The sequence below is a fragment of the Ramlibacter sp. MAHUQ-53 genome (assembly GCF_052600055.1).
This window is the reverse complement of the sequence record NZ_JBQWTS010000011.1, coordinates 53010-73675: the sequence shown is the minus strand read 5'-3', so window position 1 is coordinate 73675 and position 20666 is coordinate 53010. Positions and strand designations below refer to the sequence as shown.

19 protein-coding genes and 2 tRNA genes are annotated in these 20666 nt (G+C 70.3%); 11 read left to right on the top strand and 10 right to left on the bottom strand.

All coding sequences use genetic code 11. From position 1 onward, the window contains the following. Positions 1 to 199 precede the first annotated feature (199 nt). The gene (locus tag ACT80S_RS16215; RefSeq protein ID WP_377417703.1) at positions 200 to 1453 is read left to right on the top strand and encodes an FG-GAP repeat domain-containing protein; all 1254 of its coding nucleotides are present in this window, start codon (positions 200 to 202) and stop codon (positions 1451 to 1453) included. 305 nt (positions 1454 to 1758) lie between these two features. On the opposite strand, the gene ACT80S_RS16210 is transcribed toward ACT80S_RS16215, so the two are convergent. The 3 genes from ACT80S_RS16210 to hrcA form a co-directional block, all read right to left on the bottom strand. After that, positions 1759 to 1835, bottom strand: a tRNA-Ile gene (locus tag ACT80S_RS16210). Positions 1836 to 1847: 12 nt separating this feature from the next. Next, positions 1848 to 3302, bottom strand: a complete 1455-nt coding sequence (locus ACT80S_RS16205; protein ID WP_377417701.1) for a diguanylate cyclase domain-containing protein — start codon at positions 3300 to 3302, stop codon at positions 1848 to 1850. A 41-nt stretch (positions 3303 to 3343) separates the two neighbouring features. Then, a complete protein-coding gene (gene hrcA / locus ACT80S_RS16200) occupies positions 3344 to 4357 on the bottom strand; it encodes a heat-inducible transcriptional repressor HrcA (protein WP_377417862.1) in 1014 nt (337 codons plus the stop codon). Between the two features lie 41 nt (positions 4358 to 4398). Here hrcA and ACT80S_RS16195 point away from each other — a divergent pair, with 41 nt between their 5' ends. The 3 genes from ACT80S_RS16195 to rapZ are packed head-to-tail and all read left to right on the top strand — an operon-like array spanning position 4399 to position 7833. Continuing rightward, a complete protein-coding gene (locus ACT80S_RS16195) occupies positions 4399 to 5295 on the top strand; it encodes an NAD kinase (protein WP_377417699.1) in 897 nt (298 codons plus the stop codon). After that, on the top strand, positions 5292 to 6947 hold the full coding sequence (gene recN / locus ACT80S_RS16190; protein ID WP_377417697.1) for a DNA repair protein RecN: 1656 nt from the start codon (positions 5292 to 5294) through the stop codon (positions 6945 to 6947). The genes ACT80S_RS16195 and recN overlap by 4 nt, the downstream gene beginning before the upstream one ends. A gap of 16 nt (positions 6948 to 6963) precedes the next feature. Next, entirely contained in the window at positions 6964 to 7833 is an 870-nt protein-coding gene (rapZ, locus tag ACT80S_RS16185; RefSeq protein ID WP_377417695.1) for an RNase adapter RapZ, read from the top strand. Between the two features lie 42 nt (positions 7834 to 7875). On the opposite strand, the gene mutY is transcribed toward rapZ, so the two are convergent. From mutY to mutM, 3 genes are all read right to left on the bottom strand, one after another. Next, entirely contained in the window at positions 7876 to 8910 is a 1035-nt protein-coding gene (gene mutY / locus ACT80S_RS16180) for an A/G-specific adenine glycosylase (protein ID WP_377417693.1), read from the bottom strand. After that, complete coding sequence (locus tag ACT80S_RS16175) at positions 8907 to 10862, bottom strand: dynamin family protein (RefSeq protein ID WP_377417691.1); 1956 nt, start codon at positions 10860 to 10862, stop codon at positions 8907 to 8909. Before ACT80S_RS16175 ends, mutY begins: the two co-directional genes overlap by 4 nt. Positions 10863 to 10954: 92 nt before the next feature. After that, positions 10955 to 11767, bottom strand: a complete 813-nt coding sequence (mutM, locus tag ACT80S_RS16170) for a bifunctional DNA-formamidopyrimidine glycosylase/DNA-(apurinic or apyrimidinic site) lyase (protein WP_377417860.1) — start codon at positions 11765 to 11767, stop codon at positions 10955 to 10957. Between the two features lie 34 nt (positions 11768 to 11801). Between mutM and ACT80S_RS16165 the strand changes: the two genes are divergently transcribed. From ACT80S_RS16165 to pth, 7 genes are all read left to right on the top strand, one after another. Beyond that, positions 11802 to 13592: a tetratricopeptide repeat protein gene (locus ACT80S_RS16165; protein WP_445323091.1), complete on the top strand. Its 1791-nt coding sequence runs from the start codon at positions 11802 to 11804 to the stop codon at positions 13590 to 13592. Continuing rightward, positions 13589 to 14092, top strand: a complete 504-nt coding sequence (locus ACT80S_RS16160; RefSeq protein ID WP_377417687.1) for a lipoprotein insertase outer membrane protein LolB — start codon at positions 13589 to 13591, stop codon at positions 14090 to 14092. Before ACT80S_RS16165 ends, ACT80S_RS16160 begins: the two co-directional genes overlap by 4 nt. After that, a complete protein-coding gene (gene ispE, locus ACT80S_RS16155) occupies positions 14089 to 14934 on the top strand; it encodes a 4-(cytidine 5'-diphospho)-2-C-methyl-D-erythritol kinase (RefSeq protein WP_377417685.1) in 846 nt (281 codons plus the stop codon). The genes ACT80S_RS16160 and ispE overlap by 4 nt, the downstream gene beginning before the upstream one ends. 33 nt (positions 14935 to 14967) lie before the next feature. Further along, a tRNA-Gln gene (locus tag ACT80S_RS16150) sits at positions 14968 to 15044 on the top strand. A 78-nt stretch (positions 15045 to 15122) separates the two neighbouring features. Further along, positions 15123 to 16085 carry a ribose-phosphate pyrophosphokinase gene (locus ACT80S_RS16145; RefSeq protein ID WP_377417683.1) on the top strand — a complete coding sequence of 321 codons (963 nt, stop codon included), beginning with the start codon at positions 15123 to 15125 and terminating at the stop codon, positions 16083 to 16085. Between the two features lie 94 nt (positions 16086 to 16179). Then, complete coding sequence (locus ACT80S_RS16140) at positions 16180 to 16806, top strand: 50S ribosomal protein L25/general stress protein Ctc (protein ID WP_377417681.1); 627 nt, start codon at positions 16180 to 16182, stop codon at positions 16804 to 16806. A 98-nt stretch (positions 16807 to 16904) separates the two neighbouring features. After that, positions 16905 to 17552, top strand: a complete 648-nt coding sequence (pth, locus tag ACT80S_RS16135; RefSeq protein ID WP_377417679.1) for an aminoacyl-tRNA hydrolase — start codon at positions 16905 to 16907, stop codon at positions 17550 to 17552. On the opposite strand, the gene ACT80S_RS16130 is transcribed toward pth, so the two are convergent. From ACT80S_RS16130 to ACT80S_RS16115, 4 genes are all read right to left on the bottom strand, one after another. Beyond that, positions 17544 to 17828 (bottom strand): YfhL family 4Fe-4S dicluster ferredoxin, encoded by a 285-nt coding sequence (locus ACT80S_RS16130; RefSeq protein ID WP_377417677.1) that lies wholly within the window; start codon positions 17826 to 17828, stop codon positions 17544 to 17546. The genes pth and ACT80S_RS16130 overlap by 9 nt on opposite strands. 100 nt (positions 17829 to 17928) lie before the next feature. Continuing rightward, entirely contained in the window at positions 17929 to 18426 is a 498-nt protein-coding gene (gene coaD, locus ACT80S_RS16125; protein WP_377417675.1) for a pantetheine-phosphate adenylyltransferase, read from the bottom strand. Between the two features lie 26 nt (positions 18427 to 18452). Continuing rightward, positions 18453 to 19055 carry a 16S rRNA (guanine(966)-N(2))-methyltransferase RsmD gene (gene rsmD, locus ACT80S_RS16120; protein WP_377417673.1) on the bottom strand — a complete coding sequence of 201 codons (603 nt, stop codon included), beginning with the start codon at positions 19053 to 19055 and terminating at the stop codon, positions 18453 to 18455. A gap of 211 nt (positions 19056 to 19266) precedes the next feature. Further along, positions 19267 to 20661 carry a M16 family metallopeptidase gene (locus tag ACT80S_RS16115; protein WP_377417858.1) on the bottom strand — a complete coding sequence of 465 codons (1395 nt, stop codon included), beginning with the start codon at positions 20659 to 20661 and terminating at the stop codon, positions 19267 to 19269. Positions 20662 to 20666: the final 5 nt, after the last annotated feature.

The window sequence follows — 20666 nt, the reverse complement described above, 5'->3', positions numbered from 1 at the left end:
AGCGGCGCGCGATAAAACCAGGACCAGAACCATGGCTACCTAAATCGCCAGACAGTGCGATTGATAAACCGAAAGATCCAACCCCCAAGGCAATGCCGCGCCAAGGAAAGCCCAAGCCAATTTACATTTCGATACAAATCTCGCAGCGTACGCTTGACTTTCCCTGTTTGACATCATTCCGCGTTCGAGGAGACCGTTTGTGCGCAGCACAAGTTTGATTTCGATAGTCCTTTCGTTGATGCTGTCGGCTTGCGGGGGCGGCGGTGGCGGCAGCACCACCAACGTCACTGCGTCGACCGCGGCTGGCAGCACGAGCGGAAGCGGTGATACGCCTGCCGCACCGGCACCGGCACCGGCACCGACACCGACACCGACAGTTCAACCGACCAAAGCTGCGAGCCTCAGTCTGAGTTCATACGAGAACAAGATGGCGGCGATTAATTCAATCGGCCCCCTATCGCTCACCGACACATTCGGATCCGCCCTTGGGAATAGTTTTCTCCATTCAAATTCACTGGCCTACGGGGATTTTTTTGGCGACGGAAACTATGCACTGGTCGCCCACTCGTTCGAGTACGACTGGACAGCCGCAACCGCCGACAAAAAAGGTCATATCTATTTCTACAGGCAGGCAAATGGAAAATGGATTGACAACACCAGCGCCTTGATCGACGACACGTCAGGCTGTCTGCATCCGAGAAAGGCAGTGGTCGCCGACTTCAACCAGGACGGGCGCCCCGACGTATTTTTCGCATGTACCGGGATTGATCAACCGCCCTTCAGTGGCGAGCCCAGCCTGCTGCTCCTGAGCAACAAGGCGGGGAAATTCACCAAACACTTTTATCAATCGAAGAGCCCGAATTACACCCATGGAGCGTCTGCCGCCGACATCAACGGCGATGGCTACCCTGACCTCGTCATCACGGACCATGGCACTTACGACGGGCGGGGCGGCATTGGCTTCTACATCAACAACCGGGATGGCACATTCACCTTCACCAATTCGCTGATTCCGGGCATCGACCTCAGGAAAACAGCCTACACCGCGGAACTCATCAAATTCCCCGGGAGGAATGCCTACGATCTTTTCCTATCTGGCCACAGCAGCGATCCTCAATACAATCAAAACCCCCAGATCGTCATCAATGATGGAACGGGCAAATTTTCCAGTTCCGTATCCTTCCCGAGTGTTCCGGGCTACGGCCTTGCCCTGGACGTGATTCATCACAACGGCCATGCCTATTTGCTCAGGACGATTGACACGAATCCCGACTTCTACAGGGCAGTCGTGATACAGAAGGTCAAGTATCCGGAAATGACCAGCAGCGAAGTCATCTACACGCATACGGGCTCCTTCCCCAAGGCAAACTCGACCTGGGTCAACTGGATTGGCGTGTGGAACGGGAAGATCGTGGCACCTGATGCGGACTACGGACTGAGCATCAGCCCGTGAATATCGCTTCGAGGATGCTGCGGGCCAATGACTTCGCCACTCAAACACGAAGTCATTTGCCCGATTTCCGATGGCGGGCATTGAAAGCAACGGCAGTCAGCGCGGGATCGAGCTCTGATGCTTTTGTCGCCGTGTTCGGCAACTCCAGCACCCTCGCCCCGTAACGGGCAGACAGGTTGAACTTCCCGTCACTTTGGGTCGACCGCCACGGCTTGACCCGGCTCGGGACCTCCACGCTGCGGCGTTGCCCGGATTCGTCAGTGACAGCCTGGCATCAAGCAAGCTGTTGATTTGCGAGATTTTCCTGGTAGGGCGTACAGGACTTGAACCTGTGACCAAGGGATTATGAGTCCCCTGCTCTGACCAACTGAGCTAACGCCCCCCGCCCGCGATTCTAGGTGGCCGGCGTGCCCGTGATGACCTTCGCCAGCGATGCCGCCTTCACCCTGGCCTTGTGCGCGTACATCTCGTGGTCGGCATGCACCAGCAGGGCGTCGGCGTCGGCGCCGTGGTCGGGGTAGACCGCCAGCCCGATGCTGGCACCGATGCGGATGGACAGCTCGCCCACCGCCATCGGCGCCTCGAGCGCCTGGTGGATGCGCCCGGCCAGGTGCGCCAGCGACGCATCGTCGGCGAGGTCCTCCATCACCACGACGAACTCGTCGCCGCCGATGCGCGCCGGGAAGTCGCTGCCACGCACGCAGCCCTTGAGCCGGCCGGCCACGGCCTGCAGCACCTGGTCGCCGACGGCATGGCCGTGGCGGTCGTTCACCGGCTTGAAGCCGTCCAGGTCCATGTACAGGATGCCCACCCGCCCGCCCCGCGCCGCCGCGGCAGCCAGCACGGTGGCCATGTGCGCCATCAGCGCGTGGCGGCTGTGGAGCCCGGTGAGCGAGTCGTGCATGGCGATGAATTCGGCCTCCTCCCGCCGGCGCGCCTGCGTCCGCATGCGGCGCACCAGCCCGACGACAGCGAGCGTGACCAGCCACAGCAGCCCCGTACTGACCAGCGCGTTGAAACGCGTTTCCTCGACGACCCGGTCCACCGGCCCGATCACCGCCGCGCGGCTCAGGCCCACCTGCACCACGATCGGGTAGGCCGCCAGCCGCTGCCAGTGGAAGATCCGCTCCGCGCCATCGATCCGCGACACCCCGTTGAAGGAGCCTTGGGCCGCCGCCCCCGGCCGCAGGCTGGGCCACGACGGGTCGGCCTTCTGGCCCAGCGCGGCCTCCTGGGCGACGTTGCGCGCCAGGTACTCGCCGGATGTGCGAAGCACCGTCAGCGTGTCGGCCGACTCCAGCGTCACCCGCGCCAGGGCGTCGTGCACGTAGGCCGGGGAGATCGACAGGACCAGCACTCCCTCGAACCGGCCGTTGCGCCGGATCGCGCGGCTGAACTGGACGCTCCACTGGCGGGACACCCGCCCCAGCACCGGCCGGCTGATGAACAGGGCATCGCCTTCGCCCTCGGCATGCACGCGGAAATGCTCTCGGTCACCAAGGAAGGTGCGCTCGCCCGACCCGAGGTTCGAATAGGCGAGGTAGCCGTCGGCGCCGATCACCGCCACCTGCAGCACGGACGACGGCGGCAGGTGCTCGATCGCCTGGCGCATGCAGGCCTCCATGTCCTTGAGAGGGCGCGGCAGGCAGAGGTCCACCACCTCGCGGGATGTCGCGTCGGCCCCGAGCAGCAGGATGTTGACCATCTCCGCGACGGCGCTGGCCACCTGCGCCGCCCGCCGCTGCGCCTGCGAGAGCGTTTCCTCGCGCAGCCGCGAGGTGGCGCTGGAGGCCTGCCACCACAGCAGGCCGGTCACCATGATCAGAATGACCAGGATGGCCAGGATCACGGTCCTGGACTCGCTCCAATGCGTTCCTGGTCGGGCGCGGTTCACTTGTTGTGGCTCAGTGCATTGCTCACGAGCTTGGAGGTGATGTCCACGATCTGGATCATGCGGTCGTAGGGCATGCGCGTGGGGCCGATGACGCCCAGCGTGCCCACCACCTGGCCGTCCACCTCGTAGGGCGCGCTCACCACCGAGAGTTCCTCGAACGGCACCACCTGGCTCTCGCCGCCGATGAAGATGCGCACGCCCTCGGCCTGGCTGGAGATGTCCAGCAGGCGCATCAGCTGCGTCTTCTGCTCGAACAGCTCGAAGGCGCGGCGCAGGTGCGTCATGTCGCTGGAGAAGTCGCTCACGGACAGCAGGTTGCGCTCGCCCGAGATCACCACCTCCTCGCGCGCCTCGTTCAGCGCCTCGGAGCTGGCCTCCACCGCAGTCTGCATCAGCTGCGCGATCTCGCCGCGCAGGGTGTCGACCTCGCCCTTGAGGCGCTCGCGCACCTGCTCGATGGCCAGGCCGGCGTAGTTGGCGTTGAGGAAGTTGGCCGCCTCCACCAGCTGCTGCTGGGTGTAGTCGGACTCGGTGAAGACCACCCGGTTCTGCACGTCGCCGTCGGGCGAGACGATGATGACCAGGTAGCGGCGCTCGGACAGGCGCAGGAATTCGATGTGGCGGAACACCGAGGTGCGCCGCGGCGCCATGACCACGCCCACGAAGTGCGAGAGGTTGGACAGCAGGTGCGCCGCGTTGGCGATCACGCGTTGCGGCTGGTCCGGCGCCAGGCTCGGAGTGGCCGCGGGCGACAGCTGGTCACGCTGCACCGTGAGCATGGTGTCGACGAAGAGGCGGTAGCCGCGCGCGGTGGGGATGCGGCCCGCCGAGGTGTGCGGGCTGGCAATGAGCCCGAGCCCCTCGAGGTCGGACATCACGTTGCGGATGGTGGCGGGAGACAGCTCCAGCCCCGAGGCCCGCGACAGGGTGCGCGAGCCCACGGGTTGCCCGTCGGCGATGTATCGCTCGACCAGGGCTTTCAACAACAACTTGGCGCGGTCATCGAGCATCATCGGCGTATGGGCACAGATTTTAATGATGTAATTTGTGAATGAGTTCCCAATTCCGCCATGTCGGACTGATCGGTAAATACCCTGCTGCGGTCACCGGCAGCGGGGCCGGCCCCATCCGCGCCGCCCTGGAGGATATCGCCCACTACCTGGCGGCCCAGGGCTGCGAGGTGGCGATCGAGCGGGACACCGCGTTGCACGCCGGCATCACCAGCTACCCGTCGCTCGACGTGGACGCCATCGGCCGCCAGTGCGACCTGGCCCTGGTGGTGGGCGGCGACGGCACGATGCTGGGCATCGGCCGGCAGCTCGCCGAGTACAACCTGCCCCTGATCGGCATCAACCAGGGCCGTCTGGGCTTCATCACCGACATCGCCCTCGACGGCTACCGCAAGGTGCTCGCGCCGATGCTGCGCGGCGAGTACGAGGAGGACCGCCGCAGCCTGATGCACGCGCGCGTGATCCGGGAGGGCAGCTGCGTGTTCGACGCGCGCGCGCTGAACGACGTGGTGGTCAATCGCGGCGGCACCTCCGGCATGGTGGAACTGCGCGTGGAGGTGGATGGCCATTTCGTGGCCAACCAGCGCGCCGACGGCCTGATCGTGGCCTCGCCCACCGGCTCCACCGCCTACGCGCTGTCCGCCGGCGGGCCGCTGCTGCACCCGGCCAACCCAGGCTGGGTGCTGGTGCCGATCGCCCCGCACACGCTGTCGAACCGGCCGATCGTGCTGGCCGACGCCGGCGAGATCGCCATCGAGGTGGTCGCCGGCCGCGACGCCAGCGCCAATTTCGACATGCAGTCACTCGCCACCCTGATGCACGGCGACCGCATCACCGTGCGCCGCTCGCAGTACCAGGCCCGCTTCCTGCACCCGCGCGGCTGGAGCTACTTCGACACGCTGCGCCGGAAACTGCACTGGAACGAAGGCGGTTCATGAGCCTGAGACGCATCGCGCTGCGCGACTTCGTCATCGTCCGGGAGCTGGAGCTCGACCTGTCGTCGGGCTTCTCGGTGCTCACGGGCGAGACCGGCGCCGGCAAGTCCATCCTGGTCGACGCCCTCCAGCTGGCGCTGGGCGCCCGCGCCGACGCCGGCGTGGTGCGCGAGGGCGCAGCCCGCGCCGACATCAGCGCCGAGTTCGACTCGCCCGCGGCCCTCGCCGCCTGGCTGGAAGAAGCCGGCTTCGAGAACGGCGAGGCCCTGCTGCTTCGCCGCAGCATCGACGCCCAGGGCAAGAGCCGCGCCTGGATCAACGGCAGCCCCGCCACCGCCACGCAGCTGCGCGAGGCCGGCGAGCGCCTGGTCGACATCCATGGCCAGCATGCCTGGCAAAGCCTGACCCGGCCCGAGGCCGTGCGCGGCCTGCTCGATGGCTATGCCGGCCTCGACACCGGCCGCATGGCCGCCCTGTGGCAGGCCTGGCGCGCCGCGCAGAAGACGCTGGCCGAGGCCCGCGCCGCGCAGGAGTCGCTGCAGCGTGAGCGCGAGCGCCTGTCCTGGCAGATCGCCGAGGTGGACAAGCTCGCTCCCGGCGCCCACGAGTGGGACGAACTCAACGCCTCGCACACCCGCCTGGCCCACGCCCAGGCCCTGCTGGACGCCGCGCAGTCCGCGCTCGACGCGCTCGAGGGGGACGACGGCGGCGCCACCGGCCCGCTCGCCCGCGCCCAGTCCGCGCTGGCCCACCAGGAGCACCTGGAGCCCGAGTTCCAGGGCATCGCCGAGGTCATCGCCTCCGGCCTCGCCCAGGTGGAGGACGCCGCCCACTCGCTGCACGCCTACCTGCGCAAGACCGAGCTCGACCCCGATCGCCTCGCCGAACTCGACGAGCGCCTGTCGCTGTGGATGTCGCTGGCGCGCCGCTACAAGCGCACGCCCGAGGAACTGCCCGCCGCGCTCGCTGCGTGGAAGGAGGAGCTCGCCCGGCTCGATGCCGCCGCCGACCTGCAGTCTCTGGAAGCCGCCGAGGCCCGCGCGCAGCAGGCCTGGCAGGCCGAGGCCAAGGCGATCTCCAAGGCCCGCGCCAAGGCGGCGCCGCAGCTGGCCCTGGCCATCACCCAGGCCATGCAGGGCCTGGGCATGCAGGGCGGCCGCTTCGAGGTGGCCCTGGAGAAGCTCGCGCAGCCCGCCCAGCACGGGCTGGAGGACGTGGCCTTCCTGGTCGCCGGCCATGCCGGCAGCACGCCGCGCCCGGTGGGCAAGGTGGCCTCGGGCGGCGAGCTCTCGCGCATCGCGCTGGCCATCGCCGTCACCACCAGCCAGCTGGGGGATGCGCAGACCCTGATCTTCGACGAGGTCGACTCCGGCGTCGGCGGCGCGGTCGCCGAGACCGTGGGCCGCCTGATGAAGCAGCTCGGTCGGGACCGCCAGGTGCTGGCCGTGACGCACCTGCCCCAGGTCGCCGCCTGCGCCGACCACCACCTGGTCGTGGCCAAGCGCGCCGACGCCGCAGGCACCGCCAGCAGCGTCGCACCCGTCACCGGCGAGCAGCGCGTCGCCGAGGTGGCCCGCATGCTGGGCGGCGAGCGCCTGTCCGGCACCACCCTCGCCCATGCCAAGGAGATGCTGGGCGCCTCCGCGTCCCGCTGAACGACGAGCGATCGCCATGAAGCTGGACCTGGTCCTCATCACCGGCATGTCCGGCTCCGGCAAGTCGGTGGCCCTGCGCGCCCTGGAGGATGCGGGCTACTACTGCGTCGACAATCTGCCGCCGGAGCTGCTGCTGTCCTTCGTCGACCTGGAGCAGCGGATCCAGGCGCGGCGCGTGGCCATCGCGATGGACGTGCGCAGCGCGCAGTCCCTGCCCCTGGTGCCGGCCGACCTGCGCGAGCTGCGCCAGCGCGGCGTGCACGTGCGCTCGCTGTTCCTGGACTCCACCACCGACACCCTGGTGCGGCGCTTCTCCGAAACGCGCCGCCGCCATCCGCTGTCGGCGCTGAGCGACGAGCAGGCCGACCTGCAGCGCGCCCTCGTGGAAGCCATCGAGCTGGAGCGCGAGCTGCTCGCCGACCTGCGCGAGCAGGCCCATGTGATCGACACCAGCGTGATCCGGCCCGCGCAGCTGCAGGCCCAGGTCAAGTCGCTGCTGTCGGCGCCGAGCAGCCAGCTCACACTGGTCTTCGAATCGTTCGCGTTCAAGCGCGGCATCCCGGTGGACGCCGACTACGTCTTCGACGTGCGCATGCTGCCCAACCCCCACTACGAGCCCGAACTGCGGGACCTCACCGGCCGCGACCAGCCGGTGGCCGATTTCCTCGTGGCGCAGGAGGAAGTGGCGCACATGCTCGCCCACATCGAGGGCTTCCTGGACACCTGGCTGCCGCCGCTGGCACGCGACCACCGCAGCTACGTCACCGTGGCGATCGGCTGCACCGGCGGACAGCACCGCTCGGTGTACCTGGTGGAGCGCCTGGCGGCCTCCTTCGCACGCCGCTGGACCACGGTGCGCCGGCACCGCGAGCTCGAAGCGCGCTGAGGGCGCGCCGGCCGGCGCGGCGCGCGCTGTCGCCGCCGGCCGCTACGCCTGTTCCAGCAGCTTTCGGATCGGCGCCGGCAGCCCCAGCCCCGGCCACTCCCCCGCCCCGAACCAGCCGCCCTCGACCGCCGGCGCGTCGGCGTCGAGCTGCGCCACCACCGGGTGCAGGTGCAGGTCCTTGTGCGTGAGGACGTGGACGAAGGGCTCCAGCGGCTCGAGCCGCTCCAGGGGAACCTGCGGCAGGACGCTTTCCAGGGCCTGCGCCGAGTCGAACACGGGCAGGCAGTACAGCCCGGCCCACACGCCGGTCTGCGGCCGCTTCTCCAGCCACACCGCGCCGTCGCCGCGCCGCGCCTGCAGCAGCCACAGCGACTGCGCCGTGCGTTTGAGCTTGCGCTTGCGCACCGGGTAGCGCTCGGGCTCGCCCGCGCGCTGCGCGGCGCAGGTCCCGTGCACCGGGCACAGCAGGCAACTGGGCGAGCGCGCCTGGCAGACCGTGGCGCCCAGGTCCATCAGGCCCTGGGTGTAGGCCGGCATGTCCTCGCCGCGCTCGGGCACCAGGCCCTGCGCCAGGTCCCACAGCCGCCGCTCGCTCGCGGCCGAGGCCAGGTCCTCGCCGAAGGCCAGCACCCGCGTGAGCACGCGCTTGACGTTGCCGTCGAGGATGGCGACGCGCTCGCCGAAGCAGAAGGAGGCGATGGCCGCGGCCGTCGACCGGCCGATGCCGGGCAGCGTCTGCAGCACCTGCGCGCTGCGCGGGAATTCACCGCCATGCGCGTCGACCACCTGCTGCGCGCAGCGGTGCAGGTTGCGGGCACGGCTGTAGTAGCCCAGGCCGCTCCAGAGGGCGAGCACCTCGTCCTGCGGCGCGGCGGCCAGCGCGGCGACGTCGGGGAAGCGCTCGAGGAATCGCTGGTAGTAGCCCAGCACCGTGGCCACCTGCGTCTGCTGCAGCATGATCTCCGACAGCCAGACGCGGTACGGGTCGCGCGTGGCCTGCCAGGGCAGGCCGCTGCGGCCATGGCCCGCCTGCCAGCGGACGATGCGGCCGGCGAAATCCTCGGGCCGCGGGGTCATGCGATCTTCTGGAGCGCCTCGCCGGGCACCGGCGCGCACAGGTCGCCCAGCTCCTCGCCGAAGGCCTCGAGCCGCTGTGTCAGCGCCTGCGCCACCGCCTCCTGCGCCTCGAGCTGCGCGATGCGCTCGTCGAGCGTGGCGGCGGCCTGCTGGACCCGCTCCACGCCCTCGATGCGCCGGCTGAAGTTGCGTCGCCGCTCGCGCAGCTGCGCGTCGAGCTGCGAGGCGGCGGACTTGTTCCACAACTCCACCTCGCCGAGCGCCGACTCGTAGAGTTCGCGCAGCCGGCTGGTGAGCGCGCGCACCAGCCGCTCGACGAAGTCCGGCCGCGCCAGCTTGAGGATGTGGCCCAGGCCCAGGTACTGCTGGTGGCTGCGTTCCACCGCGTCCAGGCTCTCGAGGAAGGGGCGGAAGTCCGGCATCGGCGGCGGCTGCAGGCTGAAGCCGTGCTCCGCGTTCAGCTGCCGGAACGAGACGGCGAGCATCGACTGGATCTCCGCCGCCGCCGACTGCGCGCGGCCCAGGCCGGCGCGCAGGTGGCCGAAGGTGCGGTCGTAGGCCTTGCGCACGCCCAGCTTGATCCCGGGCTGGCGCAGCGTGGCCGTGAGTTCGGCCATCTCGCTGCGCAGGGCGTCGGAGCCGAGCATGTCCATCAGCTCGCGCAGCAGCTTCATGTGCACCGAGCGCACCGCCTGGATGCGCGAGCCGCTGTCGTCGAAGTCGGACTGTTCCTGGGTGATGCGGGCGCGCAGGTGGCGGATCACCGCGAGGTTCTTGCCCCGCAGCCCGCGCAGCTCCATCAGCTGCTCGGCGAGCTCGCGCCGGCGCTGCGACAGCGCGCGCGCCGCCTCGGCCCGCAGCTCGCCGATGCCGGCATGCACCGCCTCGCGCAGGATCTGCTGGCGCTTGCCGAGCAGGCCATGGGCCAGCGCCAGCTCCAGCTCGGGCAGGTGGCTGTCCACGAGCAGGCCGGTGTCGTTCTGGATCTTGGCGACCAGGCCCTTCTGCGCGGAAACCGGCAGCACCTGGTCCAGCGGCAGGTCCAGCACCTCGGCGCAGGTCTGGCGCTGGCGGTCGATCTGGTCCTGCACCTCCTGCGGCGTGCGCAGCGGGTCCCAGAGCGTGTCGATCTTGTTCAGGACCACGAGGCGGGCATGCGATTGCTCGGGCGCCACGCCCAGGTGCTCGCGCCAGATGGCGAGGTCGGAGCGGGTGACGCCGGTGTCGGCCGCGAGGATGAAGACCACCGCCTGCGCCTGCGGCAGCAGGCTCACGGTGAGTTCGGGCTCGGCGCCAATAGCGTTCAGGCCCGGCGTGTCCAGGATCACCAGCCCCTGCTTGAGGAGGGGATGCGGCAGGTTCACCAGCGCATGGCGCCAGCGCGGGATCTCGACCTCGCCGCCCTCGAGCAGGCGGGGGTTGTCCTCGGGAGAGTCGTCATGCCACAGGCCCAGGGCCCGGGCCTCGTCGACGCTGGCGCGGCGCACCTCGGCGACGCGCTCCATGGCGTGCGCGAGGCGGGCCGGGTCGCGGATGTCCAGGTCGGCCGTCTCCCAGGCGCCCGCATGCTGACGCCACTCGGCCAGCGAGGTCGGCTCCAGCCGGGTCTCGATCGGCAGCAGGCGCAGGCCGGGGGCCTGCTCGCCGTCCCAGCCCAGCTCGGTGGGGCACATGGTGGTGCGCCCCGCGCTGGCGGGCATGATGCGGCGGCCGTGGCCGGGGAAGAAGATCGCGTTGATCAACTCCGACTTGCCGCGCGAGAACTCGGCGACGAAGGCCACCATGACCTTGTCCTCGCGCACCTGGGCCTGCAGCCGGCGCAGGCGCTCGTCCAGCGCCGGGTCGAGCAGTTCGTGGTCGCGCAGCCACCCACCCAACTGCTCCAGGCGCTGGGTGATGTCGCGGCGCCAGGCGGCGTGCAGGTCGAAGTGGTCGGAAAACAAAGGTGTCACTTGGGCGGCACTATAAAGTCGGCCGCAGCCCGGCTCAAGCCGGAAAGAGGCGCCACCGCAACGCTTGCGGCGATGGATTTAATCCCAAAGCACTATTTCTGACATCCCGGGCACCAGTAGGTCGCCCGCTGCCCCTGCACCAGCCGGCGCACCGGCGCGCCGCAGACGCGGCAGGGCTCGCCGGCCCGGTCGTAGACCATGGCCTCCAGCTGGAAGTAGCCGGACTCGCCATAGGCATTGGAGAAGTCGCGCAACGTGCTGCCGCCCTTGGCGACCGCCCGCGCCAGCACGTCGCGCACCGCGGCATGCAGCCGGGTGGCACGCTCGAGGCTGATGCGCGAGGCCTTCGTGGTCGGCCGGATGCCCGCCAGGAACAGCGCCTCCGACGCATAGATGTTGCCCACGCCCACCACCAGGTCGCCCGCCAGCAGCACCTGCTTGACCGGCGCGTTGCGCAGGCGCAGGCCGGTGTGGAAGACGCGGGGGTCGAAGTCGTCCCCCAGGGGCTCGACGCCGAGCCGGCCCAGGAGCTTGGTGGCCTCGGGCGAGGCCTCGCCGGGGGCATAGACCACCGCGCCGAAACGGCGCGGGTCGTTGAGGCGCAGCACCCCGTGCGTGGTCACCAGGTCGAAGTGGTCGTGGGGACCGGGCGCGGGCTGGGTGGGCGCGAAGCCCAGGCTGCCGGACATGCCCAGATGCAGCAGCAGCAGGCCCTCGTCGAGGTCCAGCAGCAGGTACTTGCCGCGCCGGCGCACGCCGAGCACGCTGCGGCCCGCCAGCGCCGCGGGGTCGAGGCCCAGGGGCCAGCGCAGGGGCTTGCCCAGGCGCGCCGAGACGATGCGGGCGCCGGCGATGCGGTCCGCGAAACTGCGGCGGGTGACTTCGACTTCGGGCAGCTCGGGCATGGGAATGAACGCGCGCATTATGATGGCCCGCATGATGTCGTTCCCCCGCGCCGGCCGCCACGCGCCCCGTGTGCTGGCACTCGCGCTGGCCTGGGCCCAGGCCGCCCTGGCCCAGGCGCCCGCGCCCGCTGCGGCGCCCCCGGCCGCTTCATCCGCCTCCGCGCCGAAGCCCGCCCCGCAGCCCTCCGCCCTCACCGCCGAACTGTTCTACCAGCTGCTGGTCGGCGAGCTGAACGCGCGCGGCGACGACCCGGGCGCCGGCTTCTCGCTGCTGCTCGACGCGGCCCGCAAGACCCAGGACCCCACCCTGTACCAGCGCGCGGTGGAGATCGCGCTGCAGGCCCGCGCGGGCGAGTCCGCGCTGCAGGCCGCCCGCGCCTGGAAGCAGGCCCACCCCGCCTCGCGCGATGCCAACCGCTTCGTCCTGCAGATCCTGCTGGCGCTCAATCGCGTGGGCGACACGCTGGAGCCCCTGCGCACCGAGGTCGCGCTGGCGCCGGTGATCGAGCGCAGCGTGGCCATTTCCATGCTGCCGCGCCTGTATGCCCGCGCCGGCGACAAGCGCCAGGCCGCCGCCGTGGTCGAACAGGCCCTGGCCGATGCCCTCGCGCGCCCCGACACCGCCACCGCCGCCTGGACGGCCGTGGGCCGCATGCGCCTGGCCGCCGGCGACGGCGCCGGCGCGCTCGAGGCGGCCCGCCGCGGACAGGCCGCCGGGCCCACCGCGGAAGGGCCGGTGCTGCTGGCCCTGGAGCTGATGGAGTCGCGCCAGGCCCAGGCCGAGACCCTGGTGCGCCGCTACCTCGACGGCGCCGCGCCGTTGCCGGAAGTGCGCATGGCCTATGCCCGCGCGCTGCTGGACCTGCAGCGCCAGGCCGATGCCCGCGAGCAGCTGCGCACCGTGACCACCCAGCGCCCCGAGGTCGCCGAGGCCTGGCTGATGCAGGGCGTGCTGCAGGCCCAGGGGCAGCAGCACGAGGCCGCCGAGGCCTCCCTCAAGCGCTACCTGGAGCTGTCCCGCGCGCAGGCCGAGGCCGGCACCCGGGAGGAACGCAATCGCGGGCTGGCCCAGGCCTACCTGAATCTCGCGCAGATCGCCGAGAAGCGCGGCGACCTGGCCCAGGCGAACGCCTGGCTGGACCGCATCCAGAGCCCGCAGGACCTGGTGGCCACGCAGAACCGGCGCGCCTCGATCCTGGCCCGCCAGGGGCGCATGGACGAAGCCCGCCGCCTCCTGCGCGAGCTGCCCGAACGCAGCCCCGAGGACGCCCGCACCAAGCTGATGGCGGAGGCCCAGCTGCTGCGCGACCACCGGCAGTTCCAGGCCGCGTACGACCTGCTCGGCGAGGCCGCCGCGCGTGGCCCCGCCGACGTCGACCTGCTGTACGAACAGGCCCTGGTCGCCGAGAAGCTGGGGCGCTTCGCCGACATGGAGCGCCTGCTGCGGCAGGCCATCGCGCGCAAGCCCGACTTCCACCATGCCCTCAACGCCCTGGGCTACTCCTTCGCGGAGCGCGGCATCCGGCTTCAGGAAGCCCGTGAGCTGATACGCAAGGCGCTGGACCTGTCGCCCGGCGACCCCTTCATCATCGACAGCCTGGCCTGGGTCGAATTCCGTATGGGCAACAAGGCCGAGGCCCAGCGCCTGCTCGAGCAGGCCTACAGGGAACGGCCCGACGCCGAGATCGCGGCCCACCTCGGCGAGGTGCTCTGGAGCCTGGGCCTGCGCGAACGCGCGCAGGCGATCTGGCGCGAGGGCCTGCTGCTCAATCGCGAGAACGAGACGCTGCAGGAAACCCTCAAGCGCCTGCGCGTGCGCCCGTGACCTCGCGCCGCGCCCTCCTGATCGCCGCCCTCGGCGGACCGGCCGGCGCGCTGCTGGCCGGCTGCGCGGCGCCGCCGCGCGCGGCCGCCGGCGGCCCGCGCTGGAGCGGCCGCCTCGCCCTGCAGGTCGAGGGCGACGCGGCACGCTCCTTCACCGCCGGCTTCGACCTGCGCGGCTCGCCCGCCGCGGGCGCGCTGTCCCTGTTCACCCCCGTGGGCGGCACGGCGGCCCTGATCGAGTGGTCGGCCGCGGGGGCGCGCCTGCAGGCCCCGGGCCAGCCTGACCGGCAGGCCGCCTCGCTCGACGACCTGGTGGCCCAGGCCACCGGCTCCCCGCTGCCGGTGGCCGCCCTGTTCGACTGGCTCGCCGGCCGCCCCGCCGCCGCCTCGGGCTGGCAGGCCGACCTGTCGCAACGCGCCCAGGGCCGGCTGCGCGCGCGGCGGCTCACGCCCCCGGCGGCCGACCTGCGCCTGGTCCTCGAAGAAGAACAACAGCCATGAAGACCCTGTACGACGTGCCGGCCCCGGCCAAGCTGAACCTGTTCCTGCACGTGACCGGGCGGCGCGCCGACGGCTACCACCTGCTGCAGTCGGTGTTCATGCTGGTGGACTGGCACGACACCCTGCACTTCGAGCGCCGCGAGGGCGGCGCCCTTTCGCGCGAGGACCTCGGCCCGGCCCTGCCCGACGACGACCTGTGCCTGCGCGCGGCGCGCGCGCTGCAGCAGGCCACCGGCTGCAGCCAGGGCGCGCACATCGCGATCGACAAGCGCCTGCCCGCGCAGGCCGGCATGGGCGGCGGCTCCTCGGACGCCGCCACCTGCCTGCTCGCCCTGAACCGGCTGTGGGGCCTGGGGCTGCGCGGGCGCGAGCTCGAGGCCATCGGACTGAAACTGGGCGCGGACGTGCCGTTCTTCCTGCGCGGGCGCAACGCCTGGGTCGAGGGCATCGGCGAGCAGATCACCCCGATCGAGCTCCCGCCGGCCCGCTTCCTGGTGGTCAAGCCGGACCAGGGATTGGACACCTCCAAAATCTTTTTGCATCCGCAGCTGAACAGATCAACAAAGCCTGCTATACTTGCGGGCTTCGCTGCTGACCCTTATGACTTCGGTCATAACGACCTGCAGCCGGTTGCCCAGGGGCTGTGCCCCGGCGTCACGCAAGCCCTGGAGTGGCTGCGGTCGCAAGGCCTCGAGGCCAGGATGACCGGTTCGGGTAGCGCGGTGTTTGCACGATTGCCGGAGGGCCAGACGCCTTCCAATCCTCCGGCGGCGTGGCAGGTTCGGGTCTGCGCGAATTTGGATGTCCATCCCTTGCTGGGGTGGGCAGCCAGCGACGATTGATCGGTGGGTGGCTATCTAGCCATCAACCTGTGTAGGGGAGTCGCCAAGTTGGTTAAGGCACCGGATTTTGATTCCGGCATGCGAGGGTTCGAGTCCTTCCTCCCCTGCCAAATACTCTGAGTATGGCGCGGCCGCCGGCCGCGACGCTCAACGTACAGGCACTCAAAACTCCATTCGCTGGCTCCGACATGCAGGCTGCTCCCACCCCCGATTTCATGGTTTTCACGGGCAATGCCAACCCGGGTCTGGCGTCCGAGATCGCCAGCCACCTCGGCATCACCCTGGGCGCCGCCTCCGTCGGCCGCTTCTCCGACGGTGAAGTGACCGTCGAGGTCAACACCAACGTCCGCGCCCGCGACGTCTTCGTGGTCCAGTCCACCTGCGCCCCCACGAACGAGAACCTGATGGAGCTGCTGATCATGGTCGACGCGCTCAAGCGCGCCTCGGCCGAACGCATCAGCGCCGTGATCCCCTACTTCGGCTACGCCCGCCAGGACCGCCGCCCGCGCTCGTCGCGCGTGCCGATCTCGGCCAAGGTCGTCGCCAACCTGCTGCAGACCGTGGGCGTCTCGCGCGTGCTGACGATGGATCTGCACGCCGACCAGATCCAGGGCTTCTTCGACATCCCGGTGGACAACATCTACGCGTCCCCCGTGCTGCTGTCGGACCTGCGCCAGAAGAACTACCCCGACCTGATCGTGGTCAGCCCGGACGTTGGCGGCGTGGTGCGCGCCCGCGCCCTGGCCAAGCAGCTGGGCACCGACCTGGCCATCATCGACAAGCGCCGCCCCAAGGCCAACGTCTCCGAGGTGATGCACGTGATCGGCGACATCGAGGGCCGCAACTGCGTGATCATGGACGACATGATCGACACCGCCGGCACCCTGGTGAAGGCGGCCGAGGTGCTCAAGGAGCGCGGCGCCAAGAGCGTGTACGCCTACTGCACGCACCCGATCTTCTCGGGCCCGGCCATCGAGCGCATCTCCAAGGGCGAGGCCCTGGACGAAGTCGTCGTGACCAACACCATCCCGCTGTCCGACGCCGCCAAGGCGTGCAGCAAGATCCGCCAGCTCTCCGTGGCACCGCTGATCGCGCAGACGATCTCGCGCATTGCCCGAGGCGAGTCGGTCATGAGCCTGTTCTCGGAGTAAGTCCCTTACTTCGAGGCTTTCCCGGCCTCCCGTGAGGGAGGCCTTTTGCAACCCGGGTCACACTGGTCGCGGTGGACCCAAGATGGAGTCAACTATGAAATTCGTCGCTTTCGAGCGCGCCAAGCAGGGTACGGGTGCGAGCCGCCGTCTGCGCATCGCCGGCAAGACGCCCGGCATCGTCTACGGTGGCGAGGGCCAGCCGCAACTGGTCGAGATCGACCACAACGCCCTGTGGCACGCCCTGAAGAAGGAAGCCTTCCACTCCTCCATCCTCGAGATGGAACTGGGCGGCGCCACCACCAAGGTCCTGCTGCGTGACGTGCAGTACCACCCCTTCAAGCAGCTGGTGCTGCACGTGGACTTCCAGAAGGTCGACGCCAAGACCAAGCTGCACATGAAGGTGCCGGTCCACTACGTGAAGGCCGAGGAGTCCCAGGCCGTCAAGTTCGAGCACTGCGTGGTGAACCACGTCATCTCCGAGCTGGAAATCGCCTGCCTGCCCGCCGACCTGCCCGAGTTCATCGAGGTCGACCTGTCCGGCCTGAAGAAGGGCATGTCCCTGCACCTGGACGACATCCAGCTGCCCAAGGGCGTGACCGCCGTCACCCACGGCAAGAAGAACCCGGCGCTGATCTCGCTGGTGTCCACCGTCGTCGAGGAAGCCCCGGCCGCCGAAGCCGCTCCCGCAGCCGACGCCAAGCCGGCCAAGGGCAAGAAGTAATCCTTCGCCCCCGGCATGCACAAGGGCCCGCTCGCGCGGGCCCTTGTCGTTTGGGGCCGCCGCCGGCGCGGCCCGCATCTCGTTTCTAATACCGCACCATGATCAAGCTGTTCGTCGGCCTGGGCAACCCGGGCACCGAGTACGAGGCCACGCGCCACAACGCCGGCTTCTGGTGGATCGACGCCATGGCGCGCGACCTCAAGCTGAACCTCGTGCCCGAGCGCAGCTACCACGGCCTGGTGGCGCGCGCCAGCGTGCACGGCCACACCCTGTGGCTGCTGGAGCCGCAGACCTACATGAACCTCTCGGGCAAGTCGGTGGCGGCGCTGGCGCGCTTCTACAAGATCACGCCGCAGGAGATCCTGGTGGTGCACGACGAGCTCGACGTGCCGCCCGGCCAGGCCAAGCTGAAGTTCGGCGGCGGCCACGGCGGCCACAACGGCCTGCGGGACATCCACGCGCAGCTGGGCACCCCGGACTACTGGCGCCTGCGCCTGGGCATCGGCCATCCGGGCGTGAAGGCCGAGGTGGTGAACTGGGTGCTGAAGAAGCCCGCGCCGGACCAGCGCGAGGCGATCGAGGCCTGCGTCGACCGCACGCTCAAGGCCGTGCCGGCGCTGATCGCGGGCGAGATGGAGAAGGCCACGCTGCTGGTGCACACGCACAAGGCGCCGCGGCCGAAGCCGCCGCGGCCCGAAACGCCCGCGCCCTCCCCGGCCGGCACGCCGGGCGCCGCCTCAGGCTGACGGAGATCCCTTGCCCGGGACCGCCGCCGCGGCGGCGGTCAGGCGCTGGTACTTGCGCCAGAGGGTGTCGCGGTCCTCGACATGCTCGGGATTGACCGGGATGCACTCCACCGGGCAGACCTGCACGCACTGCGGCTCGTCGAAGTGGCCCACGCACTCGGTGCACTTGGCCGGGTCGATCTGGTAGATCTCGGGCCCGAGGAAGATCGCCTCGTTGGGGCACTCGGGCTCGCACACGTCGCAGTTGATGCACTCGTCGGTGATCATCAGGGCCATGTGCAGTTCCTCCGGTTCATGAGCCCGTGATTATCCCCCGCCGGCATGCCCCCGCCGGCGTGAGGCACATGAGCCGCAGGGCCGGCGGCAGGCCCCGCGGTCACCCCTTGAGGGCGCGCACCTTCTCCATCAGCCGCGCCTGGATCGCGGGCGAAACGAACTTGTCGACCTCACCGCCGAGCGTGGCGATCTCGCGCACCAGGGTGCTGGAGATGAACTGGTACTTGTCGCCGGGCGTGAGGAAGACGGTCTCCACGTCGGGCATGAGGTGGCGGTTCATGCCGGCGAGCTGGAATTCGTAATCGAAGTCGGTGACCGCGCGCAGGCCGCGCACCATGGCCTTGCCGTTGTGGGCGACGACGAAGTCGCGCACCAGGCCGCTGAAGCTCTCCACCGAGACCTGCGGCCAGGGACTGACGGCCTCGCGCGCCATCGCCAGCCGCTCCTCGAGCGTGAACAGGGTCTTCTTGTGGTGGCCCGCGGCGACGGCGACGATGACCTTGTCGAACAGTTGCGCCGTGCGGCGGATCACGTCCTCATGGCCCAGGGTCATGGGGTCGAACGTGCCGGGGTAGACGGCGATCACGGGTTTGGCCATGGGGGTGTCTCCTGCGTGAAGCGAAATCAGGGGGCCGGTGCCTCGTCGGCCCGCCGCACCAGGTGGGCGTGGACCGCGCCGGCCTTGAGGTGGCGCTCGACCCGCAGGCCGAAGGGCGCCAGGGCCGCGTCGTCCCAGGCCGAGGGCGACTCCAGGTACAGCCAGCCGCCGGCGCGCAGGGCGGGAGCGGCGGCGGCCAGGGCCTTGTCGTAGAGGCCGGCATCGAAGGGGGGGTCGAGCAGCACCAGGTCGCAGCGGCCGGCGCCCAGGCGCTGCAGCACGCTGATGGCGTTGCCCCGCTCCACGGTGACGACGCCGGCGGCGCCCTCGAGCCGCTGGACCAGGGCCCGCAGGGCATCGACCTGGGCCGCCTCCTGCTCCACGAGCAGCACCTTGGCCGCGCCGCGCGAGGCGGCCTCCAGGCCGAGCGCGCCGGTGCCGGCGAAGGCATCGACCACCTCCCAGCCGCCGAGGTCCTGGCCGAGCCAGTTGAACAGGGTCTCGCGCACGCGGTCGGGCGTGGGCCGCAGGCCGGGGCGGTCGGCCACGGGCAGCTTGGTGCGTTTCCACTGGCCGCCGATGATGCGCACCTCGTGCGGCGCCCGGCGGGAAGGAGAGGGAGCAGGCATGGGCCGAGAGCTTAAGCGCAAACCAGGGGGCCCAAAAAAAACGCGGCCGAAGCCGCGTGTGGAGTCTGCCTCTTCTCTCTTTCTCTCTTCTGCTCCCTTACTCTCTTTCGGTGCGTGACAGCACAGGCCCGGATTGTGTCGGGCCGCGCGGATCGAACAACAACAGAAGCTGTCGGCCCCGACCGGCGGAACGGGCCGGCCCCCTGGAGGCTCAGCGTGTGGAGGATTGCACGACGGGCGCGCCGCCGACGATCACGGTGACCATGCGGTCAGGCTGCAGCTTGCGCTGGAAGGCGGCGCGCACGTCGGCCACGGTGACGGCCTCGACACGGCGGGTCCAGGTCTGCAGGTAGTCCAGCGGCAGGTCGTACCAGGCCATCGCCGAGACGTTGTCCAGCAGCTTGCGGTTGCTGTCGATGCGCAGGGCGAAGCCGCCGACCAGGTTGTCCTTGGCCGCCTGCAGCTCGGCGGCCGTGGGGCCGTCGGCGACGAAGCGGGCCACCACGTCGCGCGCCACCTGCACCGCCTGCTGGGCCTGGTCCGGCCGGGTCTGCAGGCCGACGAAGAAGGCGCCCGCGTGCAGGCCCGGCGAGAAGCTGCTGTAGACGCTGTAGGACAGCCCGCGCTTCTCGCGCACCTCGGTCGACAGGCGCGAGACGAAGCCGCCGCCGCCGAGGATGTAGTTGCCCACCAGCATGGGGAAGGCGTCGGGGTCGCTGCGCTTGTAGCCCGGCTGGCCCATGAAGACATGGGCCTGGGCCGAGTCGAAGGGGATGTCGCGCCGCACCGGCGCGGCCAGGGGCGCGACCTCGGGCACGGCGGGCAGCGCCTGGCAGGCGCCGGCCTCCGAGGGCGCGGGCAGGCGCGCCAGCAGCGCGCCGGCCAGGCGGTCGGCCTGCTCGCGCGAGACCGCGCCGACGATGGTGATGCGAGCCTGGCAGGCCTGCACGTGGCGCGCGTGGAAGGCGCGCATGTCGTCGACCGAGACCGTGGCGAGGGACTCCTCCGTCGTCTCGCCGCCATAGGGATGGCTGCCGAACACCGCGGGCATGAAGGCCCGGCCCGCCACGGTGGCCGGCCGCGTGAGCGACTCGCGCAGCGAGGCGACGGTGCGTGCGCGGTCACGCTCCCACACCGCGGCCGGGAACGAAGGCTCGCCGATCTGGCGCGCGGCCAGCGCCACGGCCCGCGCGAGCAGGTCGGGGTCGGTCAGCGAACGGATGAAGAAACTCATGCGGTCGCCGCCGGCCTCGGCGTCGAAGCTGGCGCCGAGGTCGGCCCAGGCCTCGCCGAGGCGGTTCTCGTCCATCGCGGCGTCGAAGGGCGACGGCGGCTGCTCCGCGCCGCGGCGCGGGTCGCGCGCGGCCAGCCCCTTCTCAAGCAGGTTGGCGGTGAAGTTGGCCAGGGCGGGCTTGCCCGCGGGGTCGCGGCGGGTGCCGGCGTCGAAATCGAGCTGGATGTCGACCATCGGCAGGACGCGGCTCTCCACGAGGTAGATGCGCGCGCCGCCGGGCTGGGTCCAGTGCTGGATCGGCAGCATCGCGAAGGCGAGCGCGGGTCCGCACAGGGCCGTGGCGGCGAGCAGGAGGCGCAGGGCGCGGGTCATTGCGG

Bases quoted from the DNA above. Each gene is read 5' to 3' on its own strand.
- hrcA (WP_377417862.1), bottom strand. From the start codon at position 4,357: ATGCTCGATGACCGCGCCAAGTTGTTGTTGAAAGCCCTGGTCGAGCGA.
- ACT80S_RS16195 (WP_377417699.1), top strand. From the start codon at position 4,399: ATGAGTTCCCAATTCCGCCATGTCGGACTGATCGGTAAATACCCTGCT.
- recN (WP_377417697.1), top strand. From the start codon at position 5,292: ATGAGCCTGAGACGCATCGCGCTGCGCGACTTCGTCATCGTCCGGGAG.
- rapZ (WP_377417695.1), top strand. From the start codon at position 6,964: ATGAAGCTGGACCTGGTCCTCATCACCGGCATGTCCGGCTCCGGCAAG.
- mutY (WP_377417693.1), bottom strand. From the start codon at position 8,910: ATGACCCCGCGGCCCGAGGATTTCGCCGGCCGCATCGTCCGCTGGCAG.
- mutM (WP_377417860.1), bottom strand. From the start codon at position 11,767: ATGCCCGAGCTGCCCGAAGTCGAAGTCACCCGCCGCAGTTTCGCGGAC.
- ACT80S_RS16165 (WP_445323091.1), top strand. From the start codon at position 11,802: ATGTCGTTCCCCCGCGCCGGCCGCCACGCGCCCCGTGTGCTGGCACTC.
- ispE (WP_377417685.1), top strand. From the start codon at position 14,089: ATGAAGACCCTGTACGACGTGCCGGCCCCGGCCAAGCTGAACCTGTTC.
- ACT80S_RS16145 (WP_377417683.1), top strand. From the start codon at position 15,123: ATGCAGGCTGCTCCCACCCCCGATTTCATGGTTTTCACGGGCAATGCC.
- ACT80S_RS16140 (WP_377417681.1), top strand. From the start codon at position 16,180: ATGAAATTCGTCGCTTTCGAGCGCGCCAAGCAGGGTACGGGTGCGAGC.
- pth (WP_377417679.1), top strand. From the start codon at position 16,905: ATGATCAAGCTGTTCGTCGGCCTGGGCAACCCGGGCACCGAGTACGAG.
- ACT80S_RS16130 (WP_377417677.1), bottom strand. From the start codon at position 17,828: ATGGCCCTGATGATCACCGACGAGTGCATCAACTGCGACGTGTGCGAG.
- coaD (WP_377417675.1), bottom strand. From the start codon at position 18,426: ATGGCCAAACCCGTGATCGCCGTCTACCCCGGCACGTTCGACCCCATG.
- rsmD (WP_377417673.1), bottom strand. From the start codon at position 19,055: ATGCCTGCTCCCTCTCCTTCCCGCCGGGCGCCGCACGAGGTGCGCATC.
- ACT80S_RS16115 (WP_377417858.1), bottom strand. From the start codon at position 20,661: ATGACCCGCGCCCTGCGCCTCCTGCTCGCCGCCACGGCCCTGTGCGGA.